This is a genomic window from Chitinimonas sp. BJB300, from assembly GCF_002735695.1.
In the GTDB taxonomy this organism is placed as follows: domain Bacteria; phylum Pseudomonadota; class Gammaproteobacteria; order Burkholderiales; family Chitinimonadaceae; genus Chitinimonas.
Window position 1 is genome coordinate 1 of sequence record NZ_PDZH01000035.1, and the last position, 14,873, is coordinate 14,873.

The 14,873-nt window shown below is 49.1% G+C and carries 14 protein-coding genes; 12 read left to right on the top strand and 2 right to left on the bottom strand.

What is annotated here, in order from left to right:
- Positions 1-295 precede the first annotated feature (295 nt).
- From CSQ89_RS07920 to corA, 5 genes are all read left to right on the top strand, one after another.
- Positions 296-913 carry a MarC family protein gene (locus CSQ89_RS07920; protein WP_099405630.1) on the top strand — a complete coding sequence of 206 codons (618 nt, stop codon included), beginning with the start codon at positions 296-298 and terminating at the stop codon, positions 911-913.
- A 36-nt stretch (positions 914-949) separates the two neighbouring features.
- Positions 950-1,606, top strand: a complete 657-nt coding sequence (gene rpiA, locus CSQ89_RS07925; RefSeq protein ID WP_099405631.1) for a ribose-5-phosphate isomerase RpiA — start codon at positions 950-952, stop codon at positions 1,604-1,606.
- Between the two features lie 99 nt (positions 1,607-1,705).
- Complete coding sequence (gene phoU / locus CSQ89_RS07930; RefSeq protein ID WP_099405632.1) at positions 1,706-2,404, top strand: phosphate signaling complex protein PhoU; 699 nt, start codon at positions 1,706-1,708, stop codon at positions 2,402-2,404.
- Positions 2,405-2,506: 102 nt separating this feature from the next.
- Positions 2,507-4,003 carry an exopolyphosphatase gene (ppx, locus tag CSQ89_RS07935; protein ID WP_099405633.1) on the top strand — a complete coding sequence of 499 codons (1,497 nt, stop codon included), beginning with the start codon at positions 2,507-2,509 and terminating at the stop codon, positions 4,001-4,003.
- A 1-nt stretch (position 4,004) separates the two neighbouring features.
- Positions 4,005-5,081 (top strand): magnesium/cobalt transporter CorA, encoded by a 1,077-nt coding sequence (corA, locus tag CSQ89_RS07940; RefSeq protein WP_099405634.1) that lies wholly within the window; start codon positions 4,005-4,007, stop codon positions 5,079-5,081.
- A gap of 171 nt (positions 5,082-5,252) precedes the next feature.
- On the opposite strand, the gene CSQ89_RS07945 is transcribed toward corA, so the two are convergent.
- On the bottom strand, positions 5,253-7,562 hold the full coding sequence (locus tag CSQ89_RS07945; protein ID WP_099405635.1) for a penicillin-binding protein 1A: 2,310 nt from the start codon (positions 7,560-7,562) through the stop codon (positions 5,253-5,255).
- Between the two features lie 173 nt (positions 7,563-7,735).
- Here CSQ89_RS07945 and CSQ89_RS07950 point away from each other — a divergent pair, with 173 nt between their 5' ends.
- Genes CSQ89_RS07950 through aroB form a run of 7 tightly spaced genes read left to right on the top strand, consistent with a single transcriptional unit; the run spans position 7,736 to position 14,253 of the window.
- Positions 7,736-8,806 (top strand): pilus assembly protein PilM, encoded by a 1,071-nt coding sequence (locus CSQ89_RS07950; RefSeq protein ID WP_374701319.1) that lies wholly within the window; start codon positions 7,736-7,738, stop codon positions 8,804-8,806.
- Positions 8,803-9,396, top strand: coding sequence for a PilN domain-containing protein (locus CSQ89_RS07955; RefSeq protein WP_099405636.1), 594 nt, complete (start codon positions 8,803-8,805; stop codon positions 9,394-9,396). Before CSQ89_RS07950 ends, CSQ89_RS07955 begins: the two co-directional genes overlap by 4 nt.
- Positions 9,393-10,034 (top strand): type 4a pilus biogenesis protein PilO, encoded by a 642-nt coding sequence (locus CSQ89_RS07960; RefSeq protein WP_099405637.1) that lies wholly within the window; start codon positions 9,393-9,395, stop codon positions 10,032-10,034. The genes CSQ89_RS07955 and CSQ89_RS07960 overlap by 4 nt, the downstream gene beginning before the upstream one ends.
- A gap of 11 nt (positions 10,035-10,045) precedes the next feature.
- Positions 10,046-10,573, top strand: a complete 528-nt coding sequence (locus tag CSQ89_RS07965; RefSeq protein ID WP_099405638.1) for a pilus assembly protein PilP — start codon at positions 10,046-10,048, stop codon at positions 10,571-10,573.
- Entirely contained in the window at positions 10,570-12,639 is a 2,070-nt protein-coding gene (pilQ, locus tag CSQ89_RS07970) for a type IV pilus secretin family protein (protein ID WP_099405639.1), read from the top strand. Before CSQ89_RS07965 ends, pilQ begins: the two co-directional genes overlap by 4 nt.
- 20 nt (positions 12,640-12,659) lie before the next feature.
- Positions 12,660-13,205 (top strand): shikimate kinase AroK, encoded by a 546-nt coding sequence (aroK, locus tag CSQ89_RS07975; protein WP_099405640.1) that lies wholly within the window; start codon positions 12,660-12,662, stop codon positions 13,203-13,205.
- Entirely contained in the window at positions 13,186-14,253 is a 1,068-nt protein-coding gene (aroB, locus tag CSQ89_RS07980) for a 3-dehydroquinate synthase (RefSeq protein ID WP_099405641.1), read from the top strand. Before aroK ends, aroB begins: the two co-directional genes overlap by 20 nt.
- Positions 14,254-14,299: 46 nt before the next feature.
- Here aroB and CSQ89_RS07985 read toward each other — a convergent pair whose 3' ends face one another.
- Positions 14,300-14,818 (bottom strand): RNA pyrophosphohydrolase, encoded by a 519-nt coding sequence (locus CSQ89_RS07985; RefSeq protein ID WP_099405642.1) that lies wholly within the window; start codon positions 14,816-14,818, stop codon positions 14,300-14,302.
- Positions 14,819-14,873: the final 55 nt, after the last annotated feature.

The window sequence follows — 14,873 nt, forward strand, 5'->3', positions numbered from 1 at the left end:
GTGGCGTCTCAGATGTTCGCGAGAGCGAAGCTCGCCAAATGCGCTTGGAAGAGGAGAAGCCTTAACCGGCCTGGCAGCGAGACAAATAGTGGTGGCGAGTCTGGATCAGCGAAACCGGGCGATGTGCTTCAATTGGAGGCAGATTGACCTCAACTGCTCCAACCGCCCGGTGCGGACCCGCATGCCGGGTGGTGTGGCAGGGGTCGGCCAGAACATCTGGTCGCCCCTATGCCGATTGTGTGGGGGCAATAGCAAGCCAACTACTATGTAACTTCTTCTTGGCGGAATCCTTGCGATGGAAACCTCATCATTTATTTCAGCCACGGTCTTGTTGATTTTGGTGACGGATCCATTGGGCAATATCCCTTTGTTTATCGGTCTTTTGAAGCAAGTTGATGCAGCCAAGCGCCGGCGCATCATTATCCGAGAGGTTTTCCTCGCATTTGCGATCCTACTGTTCTTTCTATTCTTTGGTAGTCGGGTGCTGGAGGTGATGCATCTCACTGAAACGTCACTGGGTATTGCCGGTGGGGTAATCCTCTTTCTGATTGCGTTGAAGATGATTTTTCCTCACCCTGAAGGGGCGTTTGCCCATCAGGTTAAAGGTGAGCCCTTCCTTGTGCCGCTGGCAATTCCCTTTATTGCGGGCCCGTCTGCCATCGCGACTGTGCTACTCATGGTGTCGCGTGAGCCGACCAGAATGTGGGAGTGGATTGGGGCACTGACTGTGGCGATGTTGGTTTCAGCGATTGTCCTTGGTTTTGCAGAACGCATAGCAGCGTTTTTGGGTGAGCAGGTCACCATGGCTTTTGAACGGTTGATGGGATTGATACTCACAGCTATCTCCATTGAGATGCTATTGGGTGGGATAGAAAAGTTTGTCCGCAAACTCAATGCTGGTGCGCCGGTATAATCTCGGCTTTGTCCCCCTTTGCAGGAGTAAGAAGCGATGACCCTTGATGAAATGAAGCGCGCAGCAGCGCGCGCTGCAATTGCTTTTGTTCCCGATAATTCGATAGTCGGCGTGGGTACGGGTTCTACGGCTAACCATTTCATTGATGCCTTGGCTGAGATCAAAGGCCGTATCGAGGGGGCAGTTGCAAGTTCAGAAGCCTCAGCAGCCAGGCTCAAAGGATATGGTATTGCCGTGTTTGATATGAATGCAGTGGATCGCATCCCGGTTTATGTGGATGGCGCGGATGAAATCAATCGTCATCTGCAGGCAGTTAAAGGCGGTGGCGCCGCATTGACTAGGGAAAAGATTGTCGCTGCGGTTGCCGAGCAGTTTATTTGCATTGCCGATGAAACAAAACTGGTCGATGTGCTGGGGGCATTTCCTTTGCCGGTGGAGGTGATCCCGATGGCGCGCAGCTATGTTGCCCGTCAACTGGTTCTACTGGGTGGCAGACCTGCCTACCGTGAAGGTGTGCTTACGGACAATGGCAATGTGATTCTGGACGTACATGGTTTGCAAATTGCTGAACCGGGCAAGTTGGAAGGCGAAATCAACCAAATTGTTGGTGTGGTCACCAACGGATTGTTTGCCCGCCGCCGGGCAGATGTACTCCTATTGGGTACAGCCAATGGCGTGCAGACTCATCGTTGATTCGTTGTCACGGAAATTTCTTTTGGTGGGCAACGCTTGTCATGTCAGAGTTGCTGCCTGGCCGCTCTGACGGCCCTAGTTCAATAAAGGGAACAAGCCATGTCGGAACATATTTCTAAGCAATTCGATGCGGAGCTTGAGATGGCTCGCGCCAAGATTCTGGCGATGGCGGGCTTGGTGGAAGAGCAGTTTGGTGATGCGATGGCGGCGCTGGAAGGTGGTGACCTTGAGCTGATCAACAAAGTGATCGAAACCGAAAATCGAGTCAACGTCATGCATGTCGAGATTGACGATAACGTCATGCACATCATTGCCCGCCGCCAGCCGGCCGCCAGTGACTTACGTATGGTGCTGACGGTGAACAAGGTGGTAAACGATCTGGAGCGCATTGGTGACAAGGCATGCAAGATTTCCCGTCGTGCCAAGCAGATTTATGGCGAAGGCCGGGTTAATGTGCCGCGTATGTCTGACTTGACTTATCAGTCTAATATTGCTTTGAGCATGTTGCGGACTGCATTGGACGGTTTCGCACGGTTGGACCCGAGTGTGGCGGGAACCGTGGCGCGTGAAGACATCAAGCTGGACGAAGAATTCAAGGCGATTCAGCGTCAGTTGATTACTTACATGATGGAAGACCCGCGTACTATCAGTTTGGCATTAGAGATCATCGAAATTGCCAAGGCTATTGAGCGGGTAGGCGACCATGCCAAGAATATTGCTGAGTACGTGGTTTACCTGGTGAAAGGTATTGATGTGCGGCATAGCCCAGTTGAAGAGATTGAAAAACAAGCCCGCTGACCTGTATTGTGTCGTAAACAAGCCCCCATTATTGCTAGGGGACTTGTGTTTTGTCCCCCCGCTTCAGACAATCCGGCCATCGTCTCCGCCGGCCTAGTAGAAATGACTCCTCCCCATACCATTGCCGCCGTCGACCTTGGGTCCAATAGCTTTCGTTTGCAGGTTGCCCGGGTGGTGGATGACCAGGTGTACCCGCTTGACGCGCTGAAGGATACGGTACGCTTCGCTGCGGCGCTGGATGCGCAGGGCAACCTGGATAGCAAGGGTCAGACCCGTGCCTTAGCTGCGCTGGCACGGTTTGGTGAAAGGCTCAGAGGTATGCCACCCGAACATGTGCGGGTGGTAGCCACAAGCACGCTGCGGGTAGCCAAGAATTCGGCGGAGTTTCTACCGCGTGCTGAGGCTGCACTTGGGTTTCCCATTGAAGTGATTGCAGGCAGAGAAGAAGCGCGACTGATTTATATTGGCGCGGCCCATTCTCTGCCCGCAGGACGGGAAAAGCGGTTGGTTGTCGATATCGGTGGGGGCAGTACCGAATTTATTGTTGGCCAGCAATTTAAACCGTTTAAGACCGAAAGCTTGCTGATGGGGTGCGTCAGCTACAGCCTGAAGTTTTTCCCTGGCGGTAAACTGACCAAACAAGCACTTCGCGATGCTGAGCTTGCAGCACGTAGTGAGCTACAAGCCATCGTGCATGAATTCAATCATGTGCATTGGCAGCAAGCCATTGGTACATCGGGGACGGCGCGTTCACTTGGCGATATCCTGGAGTTGAATGGTTTAAGTAGTGGTGGGCTTAGTGTGGCCGGTATGGAAAAATTGCGCGATCTGATGCTCAAGGCCGGGCATATCGATGCATTGCAACTCAATGGATTACGCGCCGATCGTCGCCCGGTGTTGCCCGGCGGGTTTGCCATTATGTCGGCTGTTTTTGCAGAACTTGGTGTTGAGAAAATGACTATCACCCTTGGTGCGCTGCGCGATGGTGTACTTTACGACTTGGTCGGCAGGCAACATCAGCGTGATTTGCGCGAGGTAACCGTTACTCAGTTCAAACGTCGGTACCATGTGGATTTGGCGCAGCAGCAACGTGTAGCCAAGCTGGCGGAAATTTTTTATCGGCAGCTGGTGGCCAGCCTAGAGGTTGATCCCGATACGGATTTGAATATCTTGCTCTGGGCCGCTCGACTGCATGAGATAGGCTTGTCGATATCTCATTCCAGTTACCACAAGCATTCTGCCTATATCTTGCAGCATGCCGATATGCCAGGCTTTTCCAGCCAAGAACAGGCCCGGGTTGCATTGCTGGTGCTTGGTCATAAGGGCGGGTTAAAGAAATTGGGTAATCTGGCCAAGGATCGTTGGGCCCGGGTGCTGTCTTTGCGCCTTGCTGTACTGTGCAGCCGTAGCCGCACAGATCGTGAAACACCGCCCATTAACCTGGCAGCCAATCGTAATGGTTTTAGTTTGGCTGTGACGAATGATTGGTTGCAGGCGAATCCTCTTACCCATACTGCATTGCTACAAGAAGCGGAAGAGTGGCGTGAGGCGGGTCATTTACTTGCACTTTCACCCAATTTCCAGCATTGGGGATTGTGAAATGGGCAAGAAGCGGCGTTTGCTGCCAACGTTGGCAGCCAAGCCAGAGGTACCGCTTGGATCACCGCATTATGTAGGGGATAAAACAGGGGAAACCCTGGCAACGTTAATTGAATATGGTTCAGGTGAGCAGGACCTACGCGAAACACTTTTTACATCGCTGGAGCATGGCAAGAGTTTTACCCCCACTTTTTCGACCTTATGGCTGAATGTTCATGGCTTGGGCAATGTGGCGCTGTTGCAGGAAGTGGGACGTCGTTTTGGCCTGCATCCGCTTACCCTTGAAGACATACTCAACACCAACCAACGTACCAAGGTCGAAGCTTACGAGAACTATCTATATATAGTTGCCAAGCTGGGCCGTTTTGATGCCGAACATAGCAGCGTCGTTGCCGAGCAAATTTCCATCGTACTCGGCCGCGGCTGGGTGCTGACGTTTCAGGAGCACCCCAGTGGTACCTTTAATCAAATCCGTGAACAGCTACGTCAGGGGGCTGGTCAGGTACGGAAGCTCGGTGCCGATTATCTGGTCTATGCCTTGCTGGATAAGGTAGTGGATCGCTATTTTGGCGTGCTGGAGGCATTGGGTGAGTTGGTGGAAAGCTTGGAAGATGAGGTCGGCGAGGGTGTACATCTAGGTGTTCTGCAGCGTATCCATGCATTGCGGCGCGAAATGCTTTATCTACGCCGGGCCCTGTGGCCAATGCGGGAAGTGTTGAATGCGTTGCAGCGTGATGATGGAGACTATTTTTGTGCGGAAACCCAAATCTACTTGCGGGATGTCTACGACCATGCTGTCCATCTGATCGAAGCGCAAGAAATGCTGCGTGACTTGGTGGGTGGGTTAACGGATTTTTATATGTCCAACCAAGGCAACCGACTCAACCGCGAAATGCGCATGCTGACGGTCATCGCCACGATTTTCATGCCCTTAACGTTTATTGTCGGCGTGTACGGCATGAATTTCGATTTCATGCCCGAATTGCATTGGCGATATGGCTATTTCTTGATCTGGGGCATCATGGGACTGATTGCAACCGGCATGGGTTATACATTCTGGCGCCGTCGGTGGCTTTAGGCCGCCCCCGTAGTTGCTTCATACACCAGTGGTGTGGTCCTTGTTTTTTTCTGGCTTGATCGGAGTGCTGCGAGATAACCCGGTGTGGTCAAAAAAATAGCGATGCAGCATGGGCTGTATCGCTATTTTGACTTTGAAACGCTATCAAATGCTTTTCTACGTAGCCAAAGCCTAGAAGAGCATATCTCTTACTTCATCTTCGATTGGATCAGTGCTTCCCGTACCTGCATTATCCAAGCCCAATTCCGGGTTGGTTTGTGGGAACTCAGCATAAAAATACTCATCCCGTACGCCGCGTGAGGTCTCTGTTGGGATCGTGATCACTCCGTCAGGCATGGGGATCGCCCGTTCGGGTACACCCTGCAGAACTTGGCCGATATATTCGATCCAAATGGGCAGCGCAGCTTGTCCACCGGTTTCCGTTCCGCCTAACGAGCGCGGCTGGTCAAAACCTATCCAACTTACTGCCACTAAATCGGCTGTGTAACCGGCAAACCAAGCATCGTGCGTATCATTGGTTGTACCTGTTTTCCCTGCCAAATCATTGCGATTCAATACGGATGCTTTAGCGGCGGTACCGAATCGTGTTACATCTTTCATGATGCTGGTCATGATGAATGCGTTCCTCGCATCCAATGTGCGTTCTGCATTTTCTCCGGCATGTACAGGTTGTGTGCGTGCCAGTACTTGGCCTTTGGCGTCGCTGACATGGTCAATAAAATACGAAGGCACCCGGTAACCTGTATTGGCAAATACGCTATAGGCTTCCGCCATTTGTAGTGGTGTAACCATACCGGCACCGAGTGCCATGGTTAGATACGCGGGATGATTCTTGGCTTCAAAGCCAAACTTACCAATATAGGCTTGTGCGTAATCTGGCGTGATGGATTGAAGGATGCGAATCGAAACAAGATTTTTTGATTTAGTCAGCGCATCACGTAAAGTCATCATGCCAAGGAATTTGCCATCAAAGTTTTTTGGCTCCCAGCGTTGCCCCCCTATTGAGGCGGGATCGATAATAAGCGGGGCGTCGTTGATTTGCGTGGCGGGCGTAAATCCACGCTCTATGCCTGCGGAATAGATGAAAGGCTTAAATGTGGAGCCCGGCTGTCGCCATGCTTGGGTCACATGGTTGAATTTATTTCTATTGAAATCGAATCCACCGACTAGTGCCCTGATTGCTCCGTTATTAGGATCCATAGCAACAACGCCGACTTCTACTTCCGGAAGCTGTACGACCTGCCATTCTTCTTTAACTTGCTGAAGCCGGACGACTGCGCCTACTCTAATTCTTTGTGTGGGTGCTAATTTATTGCTAAGAGCGCGGCTGGCAAATTGTAAGCCCTTCGTAGCTATATTTAATGTGCCTCTTGAAGGCAGGTAAACATCGATTCCATTATTCGTTACCCGGGTTACAACGGCAGGGAGTAAGCCTGGGATGAGCGTAAATTCAGATAGCTTTTCATCTAATCCATCGCGTTGTGGATTATCAAGATCACTTAATTCGATAAATCCTTCCGGCCCACGATAACCATGGCGGCGATCATAGGCTAATACACCATTACGCGCTGCCTGATATGCCGCTGTTTGATGAGTGGAGAGGAGCGTGGTATAGACTTGAATGCCTTGGGTATAAGCAGCATCTTGATATTTCTCAACAGCAAATTGCCTAGCCATTTCTGCAACATACTCGGCTTGTATGCTGAAACCTTCGCTTTTTTTGACTACATTTAATGGTTCTACCTTGGCCGCATTATATTGGGGCACATCAATCATCTGCAACTCACGCATTCTGCGCAATACATATTGCTGGCGTAATTTGGCCCTGCTTGGATTAACCACCGGATTATAGCTGGAGGGTGCCTTTGGCAAGCCTGCCAACATCGCCATTTCTGCAATAGTCAAGTTTGGCAGTGTTTTCCCATAATACGCCTGTGCAGCGGCCGAGAAACCATACGCTCTTTGCCCAAGATAGATCTGATTTATATAAAGTTCCAGAATTTTGTCTTTCGATAAACTATGTTCTATCTTGAAAGACAACAAAGCCTCGTTAAACTTACGGGAAAAGGTTTTCTCACTCGAAAGAAAGAAATTCCGGGCGACTTGCATGGTGATGGTACTGGCGCCGGATTGAGCATGACCTGAGGCAAGATTGGATAAGGCTGCACGTGCTACACCAATGTAATCAACTCCTCCGTGGCTGTAGAAACGTTCATCTTCAGCAGCGAGAATCGCTTGCTTCATGAGGAGTGGTACTTTTTCGATTGGTACAAAGTCGCGGCGCTCTTCACCAAATTCGCCGATTTGCACCTCATCGGCAGTAAAGATACGCAAGGGTATTTTTGGTTTGTAGTCAGTGAGAGTCTCAAGCGATGGCAAGCGTGGGTAGGTAAAAACTAATGTGAGAGTAATCGCACCGGCCAAAGCGACGATCACTGCAAAAACCAAGCAGGCTATGAGCACTAGCCAACGTTGCATCATGATAAATTAGGTCTTTCTGAGTTTGACGTTTGCATTCTATCGCGTTGTTGGATGCACAAGGGTTTAGAATAAATGCATAAATCGGCTTTACACTGTAAAGGTGGGCTGCTAGGATTTAACGTGAATTTACTGAAACAACCCCCGCTAACCTAATTTTAAAAGGGAAATTCAAGTTGAATCTAGATTTCCTAAAGCCTAAAGCGCCACCCATGATTGGGTTGGACATTAGTACCTCGGCCGTTAAGCTCGTTGAGCTTTCAGAAGCCGGGAAACATTTGACAATTGAGCGCTATGTCATTGAGCCTCTACCAAAAGATGCCGTCAGCGATGGAAATATCGTGAATCTAGACGCGGTGTCCGAAGCGGTCAAGCGGGCTTGGCGCGTTATGGGGACTCGAGTTAAAGGTGTTGCGTTGGCATTACCTGCGGCAGCGGTTATTACAAAGAAAATAACAGTTCCTGCTGGGCAGTCTGAGAATGAATTGGAACAGCAAGTTGAAACTGAAGCTAACCAATACATTCCATTTGCTCTAGATGAAGTCAATTTAGATTTCCAAGTTCTTGGGCCTTCAGCTGCGACACCGGATGAAGTCGAGATTTTGATTGCTGCATCGAGAAAAGAGAAAGTTGAAGATCGTGTAGCCGCTGTAGAGGCTGCGGGATTAAAAGCTGTAGTTATGGACGTAGAGTCCTTTGCAACACAAGCTGCTTATGAGTTGATTGAGCGACAACTCCCGAGCAACGGCAGGGACCAAACAGTTGTTATTGTTGATATTGGTGCCGCAATGATGCATATCAATGTACTGCGAGATGGTCAACAAATTTATTCTCGTGAGCAGGCATTTGGTGGGAATCAGTTGACCCATGACATACAACGAAAGTTCAGTCTTTCTCCTGAAGAGGCTGAGGCTGCTAAACGTAATGGAGGGTTGCCGGATAATTATGAGCCGGAAGTATTACAGCCCTTCATGGATTCCTTGGCAACAGAGATTTCTCGCGCACTACAGTTCTTTTTTACATCAACACAATATAATAGTGTCGATCACATTTTATTGGCTGGTGGCTGTAGTGTGATATCAGGATTGGATGAGGTGGTTGCTAGTAGGACGCAGGTTAGCACCATGATTGCAAATCCCTTCCTTAATATGAGTCAGTCTTCACGAGTTAAAACGCGTCAATTGCTATTGGATGCTCCTTCGCTTTTAATAGCTTGTGGCTTGGCTATGCGGAGGTTTGATTCATGATAAGAATAAATTTATTGCCTCACCGTGAGCAGAAACGAAAAGCTAGATTAGCTCGTTTTGCGGTGTTGGCGGGTATCTCTGTTGGTATTGGTATTGCGATTGTTGCTGCAGCCTACTTGGCGCTGGCCGCCCAAATTGCTATGCAAGCGGAGCGCAATGCTTTTCTTGAGGAAGAGAATGCAAAGCTGGATAAGCAGATAGCTGAAATCGAGACGCTTAAAAAGGAGCGCCAGTTACTGCTAGATCGGAAAAAAGTCGTTGAACGTCTTCAGGCAAATCGTGGTGAAGCAGTGCAGATACTGGACCAGTTGGTGCGTCAAACACCTGAAGGTATCTATTTATCTGAAATTAAACAAACAAATAATATTATTTCATTGACGGGGTTTGCTCAATCTAGTGCACGTGTTTCAACATTGATGCGTAGCCTGAATGACTCGCCGATCTTTGAGCAGCCTAATTTGATTGATATCAAAGCAGATGCTACAACGGGACAGCGGCTTAATATGTTTAGGTTGAATGTAACGATTACCCGTGAGGCAGATGAGGATCCAGCTGCTAAGGCTAAGGCGAAGAAGGGGGCTCAGCCATGAATATGGATGAATTGCGGAATTTAGACCCCAAGGACATCGCCAATTGGCCTGCTTCTCTACAAATAGGCGCATTGGTTGCGCTTATTGCTGCAATCGTTGCAGCAGGGTATTTCTTAATCTTGGCCGATCAGAATGAAGAGTTAGAGCAAGGGCGGAATCGCGAGGGAGAGTTGAAGCAAGCGTTCCTAGATAGAAAAGCCAAGGCGATAAACTTAGATGCCTATAGGCAGCAGCTTGCAGAAATCCAAGAGTCATTTGGTGCTCTACTTAAACAACTGCCCAGCAAAGCTGAAATGGAAACGCTTATTACTGAGATTAATCAGTCTGGTGTTGGTCGAGGGCTGCAGTTTGAACTTTTCAGGCCTGCTGTCACAGAGACGAAAACAGCGGAATTTGCGGAGCGGCCAATAGAAATTAAAATTGGCGGTGCGTACCATGACTTGGCTGCATTCGCTAGTGATGTTTCTCAATTATCTAGAATTGTGACTTTAGGAAGCATGCAAATTGCATTGCCTACTCCTGGCGCATCGAGTGCTTTATCCATGCAGGCAGTGGCCAGTACTTACCGAGCTTTGGATGAGGAAGAGGCAGTCGATATTCGTAGGACCGAAGCCGCGGCCAAGAAGAATAAGAACTGACGGGTGCCTATATGTTCAAGTTCAAGAAAATCGTTACATTAATTCCCGTACTTTTCCTTGCAGCGTGTGCTGGCGAAGAGTTTGGTGATTTAAAAGCCTGGATGGATGAAAGTAGTGTTGGGCTTAAGGGGCATATTGAACCGCTTCCAGAAGTCAAACCTTACGAACCGTTCATTTATGCGGCTTTTGATCTAGTTGACCCCTTTAATAAAAGCAAGATGGCTGTCGCAAGGAAGTCGGGCGGCTTACTGGCGCCAAACCTGAATCGTCCTCGTGAGACTTTGGAGTCTTACGATCTTGAAAAGCTTCGAATGGTTGGCTCGCTTCAGCGAGGTAAGGAGATTAACGCTTTGATTAAGGCGCCAGATGGAAATCTTTACCGAATAAAGTTGGGCGGTTATATGGGACAGAATTTTGGTATGGTTACCGCGATCTCTGAATCTGAGATTTCTTTGAAAGAGATTGTTGAAGATAGTGGTGGTGACTGGGTGGAACGCACGAGTGTCCTGGCACTGGAAGAAACGGAGCAGAAGAAATGAATAAGCGGTCTTGGTCTGGTTGGCTGAAAAATTCTGTATTTCTGCTGCTTGCGGGTACTGTTCTTGCCGAGGAGCCGAACTCAATTAAATCTGTTGAAGTTCGTTCGGATTCCGTTGAGCGACAGGAAGTCACGCTTGTTATGCAAAGGCCTGTCAAGGTGCCGGCAAGCTTTGTCGTTAATACTCCACCACGATTAGCATTTGATTTTGTCAATACTGCTAATGAAACAGGGAAGTCTAGTTTTCCTGTCGCCGGTGCTAATTTGAAAAGTGTAAATTTAGCAGAGTCTGGTGGGCGTACGCGCGTTGTGCTTGGTTTGGTGAAGCCGGCATCTTATGAAACGCGTGTTGAGGGTAATAGAATAGTACTCAGTTTGAGCGCTGCTGATGGGCAGATAGCCGGAAATGCGTCTACGCAATTTTCTTCTGCCCAAAATAAGAATAGAGAGTCTATCCGTGATGTGGATTTCCGGCGAGGGAAAGCCGGCGAGGGGCGTGTTTCTATTGATTTATCGAGTCCATCCGTTGGTATAGATATTAGGCAGCAAGGGAAAAACTTGGTGCTGGAGTTTGCAAAAACTAGTTTGCCTAGGCAGTTTGAGCGCCGCATGGATGTGGCCGATTTTGGCACGCCCGTGCAGAACATTGATAGTTATGCTCAAGGCGAAACTGTCAAGATGGTGATTGAACCAAAGGGAACTTGGGAATACTCTGCATACCAGACAGATAACCGCTTTGTCGTTGAAGTGAAGAGTGTTGATGAGCAGGCGAAGAAATTGGCGCAACTGGATAAGCCAGCTTATAAGGGTGAAAAGTTATCGCTCAATTTCCAAAATGTCGAAGTGCGTACGGTTCTTCAGGTAATTGCCGAGTTTACTGGAAAGAACATTATCACTAGCGATACGGTAGTGGGTAATGTCACCCTTCGGTTGAAAGATGTTCCCTGGGACCAAGCGTTGGATTTGATCTTGCAAAGTAAAGGTTTGGATAAGCGAGATAATGGGAATGTAACCTGGGTTGCGCCGCGTGAAGAGATTGCATCCCGTGAAAAGCTTGTGTTGGAAGCGAAGGCACAGGTTGCAGATATCGAACCACTGCGTAGCGAGTCATTTCAGTTGAACTATCTGAAGGCTGAAGATATTCGGGCGATGTTGACAACTGATAAGCAATCATTCCTCAGTAAGCGTGGGAGTGCCATTGTTGAGGCGCGTAATAATGTATTGCTTGTTAGCGATATTCCTTCGAAGCTAGATGAGATTAGAGCGCTGTTATTACGGGCAGACGTTGCTTCCAGGCAGGTAATGATTGAAGCAAGAGTAGTAATCGCTAATGATGATTTCAGTCGAGACTTAGGCGTTCGATTGAATGTGAGAGGGGACAGAACGCTTGGCAGCAAAAACCGCGTGATGTTTGGCCATACGCTTGAGGATGGTATATCAATGGCCAATAGTAATGATATTTCAGGCACCATTAATGGTAATGCCGTGAATCTTCCTTCTGCAGCGGCTAGCTCTGGCAAATTCAGCATGACTTTGCTGAATCGCAGTGTGGGTGCTTTATTGGGACTTGAGCTGTCGGCATTAGAGGCAAGCGGTAATGGCCGTACGGTTTCGAGCCCAAGAATAGTTACCGGCGATCAACAAAAAGCGACGATCAAGCAAGGCTCGCGTTTTTACGTGACTAAAGAAAGTGCTAACGTTACAACACTAGAAGAGAAGGAAGCTATCCTTCAGTTAGATGTAACTCCGCGAATTACCCCTGATGGTCGCGTGTTTATGGAGCTAAAGATTCTTAAGGATGCGCTTGCGGCTAAGAGTACAAATGCCGCTCCTTTGGTAGATACGCGTAGTATTGAGACTAAGGTATTGGTTAACAATGGTGATACTGCGGTTATTGGCGGTATTTTTGAACTGGAAGAGATTGATAAAGGAGCTCAAATACCATTCCTTGGTGATATTCCGATTCTGGGCAATTTATTCAAGAATAAGAGTAAGTCGTCTACGAAAAAGGAACTTTTGATATTCATCACCCCGCGTATCTTGGATGATGCATTGACCCTACGCTGAACAAGCTGTAATCCGCTACAATGCCCGGCATGAATTTGCCGGGCAATTTTTTTCTAGTCGGCTTGATGGGCGCCGGGAAGACGACGATTGGGCGTGCTTTGGCGCGGCTGACGCATAAGGTCTTTTACGACAGCGACCACGAGATCGAATCGCGAACGGGTGTTCGCATTCCATTCATTTTCGACGTTGAAGGTGAGGCCGGATTTCGCCTGCGCGAGCTGGAAATCATCCGAGAGCTGACTTCCTTATCAGATGTTGTCCTCGCTACCGGGGGGGGCGCTGTCTTGGACCCCGAGAATCGACAGTACCTGTCGAGCAATGGCTATGTAATATATCTGAGGGCATCGCCGGATGAGTTGTACCAGCGGACGCGCCTGGACAAGAATCGTCCCCTTCTGCAAACGGCAGATCCAAGAGCGCGTCTGCATGCGCTTTATGCTGAACGCGATCCACTGTATCGGGAGATCGCTGATTTGGTCGTTGATACTAGCCGGCAGAGTGTTAATCAGTTGGCGCTCCATATTTTGAATGATCTGCAAAGTAAACATGTTCACCGTCCCCGTTGAGCTTGATCATGCTCCGTATCAAATATTGATCGCCAGAGGTTTGTTGAAAGACGCAACACCCTTTCTGGAAATCCTACCCCAGCCTCGAGTCGCAATCGTTACTAACACTACGGTTGCTGCCCTTTACCTTGAGGATTTTCAGAAGGTACTTGATTCGGCAGGTGTTGAAGCACTGCCAATCGTGTTGCCGGACGGTGAGCAATACAAAACCTGGGAAACGTTGAATCTTATTCTGGATGCGTTGCTTGAACACCGCTGCGAACGTAGGACGACGTTGATTGCACTTGGTGGTGGTGTGATCGGTGATATGACAGGATTTGCAGCTGCGATTTATCAACGTGGTATGCCGTTTATCCAAGTGCCAACCACGTTGTTGGCTCAAGTAGACTCTTCTGTAGGGGGTAAAACTGCAATCAACCACCCTCTCGGCAAGAACATGATTGGTGCGTTTTATCAGCCTCGACTGGTTCTTGCGGACTTGGATACTTTGATTACTTTGCCAGCGAGGGAATACTCGGCGGGCCTGGCTGAAGTCATCAAATATGGTTTGATAGATGACCTGCCATTTTTGGAATGGCTTGAAACCAATATGGCTGCCTTGATGCGGCGTGATCTTGATGCTGTCGCATATGCGGTTGAAAGATCATGTCGGAATAAAGCCCGTATTGTTGCCGCCGATGAGCGTGAGGAAGGCATCCGTGCCTTGCTGAACCTCGGGCATACCTTTGGCCACGCGATAGAGGCAGGCCTTGGCTATGGAAAATGGCTTCATGGGGAGGCAATTGCTGCAGGCATGGTGTTGGCAGCCACTTCCTCTAACCATTTAGGCTGGCTTGATGTGGCGGATGTTGCAAGAGTGAAAGCCGTGTTGACTCAGGCTAACCTGCCTGTTGATGCGCCTGCCTTAGGCTATGAGCGGTGGATGGCCTTAATGGCACAAGATAAAAAAGTGTTGGATGGAAAGATCCGATTTGTCTTGATGCGTCGCCTTGGTCAGTCCGAATTGGGCTATCTAACCGCTTCACAATTGCTTTCGATCCTCCCGTAGATCGGATGGGATAAAAAACGGCGTGGATTTGATTCCACGCCGTTTTCTAATTTTGCACGTCTTGAACCCGGGCTTGAGGTCGCTGCCGAGGAACTGGGCTGAGAAAACGCGCAAGCTCTGATAGTGCATGCTCATAAACACCACGTTTGAACTCGATAACGGCTTCTAGCGGTGCCCAGTAGTCATTCCAGCGCCATGCATCGAATTCGGGATGATGTGATGCACGTAAAGACACATCACATTCACGGCCTACCAAGCGTAGCAAGAACCAAATTTGCTTTTGTCCTTTATAAGTACCGCGCCATTCCCGCCGCACCCAATGGGTGGGCACGTCATACCGTAACCAGTCGCGTGTTCGCCCCAGGATGCGGACATGCTCCGGTTTTAGCCCAGTTTCTTCCATCAATTCACGAAACATGGCTTGCTCGGGTGTTTCGCCCGACTTGATGCCTCCTTGCGGGAATTGCCAGGAGTGTTCGCGAACACGCTTGCCCCAAAAAACCTGGTTTTTGTCGTTGCAGATAATGATGCCAACGTTGGGGCGATAACCGTCTCGATCGAGCATGGGTATCACCGTATAAATCGTTAAATTACAGTGATTTTTTCACATTGGCTCGGTG

Coding starts and splice junctions, on each gene's coding strand:
- rpiA (WP_099405631.1), top strand. CDS start 950: ATGACCCTTGATGAAATGAAGCGCGCAGCAGCGCGCGCTGCAATTGCT.
- CSQ89_RS07955 (WP_099405636.1), top strand. CDS start 8,803: ATGATAAGAATAAATTTATTGCCTCACCGTGAGCAGAAACGAAAAGCT.
- corA (WP_099405634.1), top strand. CDS start 4,005: ATGGGCAAGAAGCGGCGTTTGCTGCCAACGTTGGCAGCCAAGCCAGAG.
- aroK (WP_099405640.1), top strand. CDS start 12,660: ATGCCCGGCATGAATTTGCCGGGCAATTTTTTTCTAGTCGGCTTGATG.
- ppx (WP_099405633.1), top strand. CDS start 2,507: ATGACTCCTCCCCATACCATTGCCGCCGTCGACCTTGGGTCCAATAGC.
- aroB (WP_099405641.1), top strand. CDS start 13,186: ATGTTCACCGTCCCCGTTGAGCTTGATCATGCTCCGTATCAAATATTG.
- CSQ89_RS07965 (WP_099405638.1), top strand. CDS start 10,046: ATGTTCAAGTTCAAGAAAATCGTTACATTAATTCCCGTACTTTTCCTT.
- CSQ89_RS07920 (WP_099405630.1), top strand. CDS start 296: ATGGAAACCTCATCATTTATTTCAGCCACGGTCTTGTTGATTTTGGTG.
- CSQ89_RS07985 (WP_099405642.1), bottom strand. CDS start 14,818: ATGCTCGATCGAGACGGTTATCGCCCCAACGTTGGCATCATTATCTGC.
- CSQ89_RS07945 (WP_099405635.1), bottom strand. CDS start 7,562: ATGATGCAACGTTGGCTAGTGCTCATAGCCTGCTTGGTTTTTGCAGTG.
- pilQ (WP_099405639.1), top strand. CDS start 10,570: ATGAATAAGCGGTCTTGGTCTGGTTGGCTGAAAAATTCTGTATTTCTG.
- CSQ89_RS07960 (WP_099405637.1), top strand. CDS start 9,393: ATGAATATGGATGAATTGCGGAATTTAGACCCCAAGGACATCGCCAAT.
- phoU (WP_099405632.1), top strand. CDS start 1,706: ATGTCGGAACATATTTCTAAGCAATTCGATGCGGAGCTTGAGATGGCT.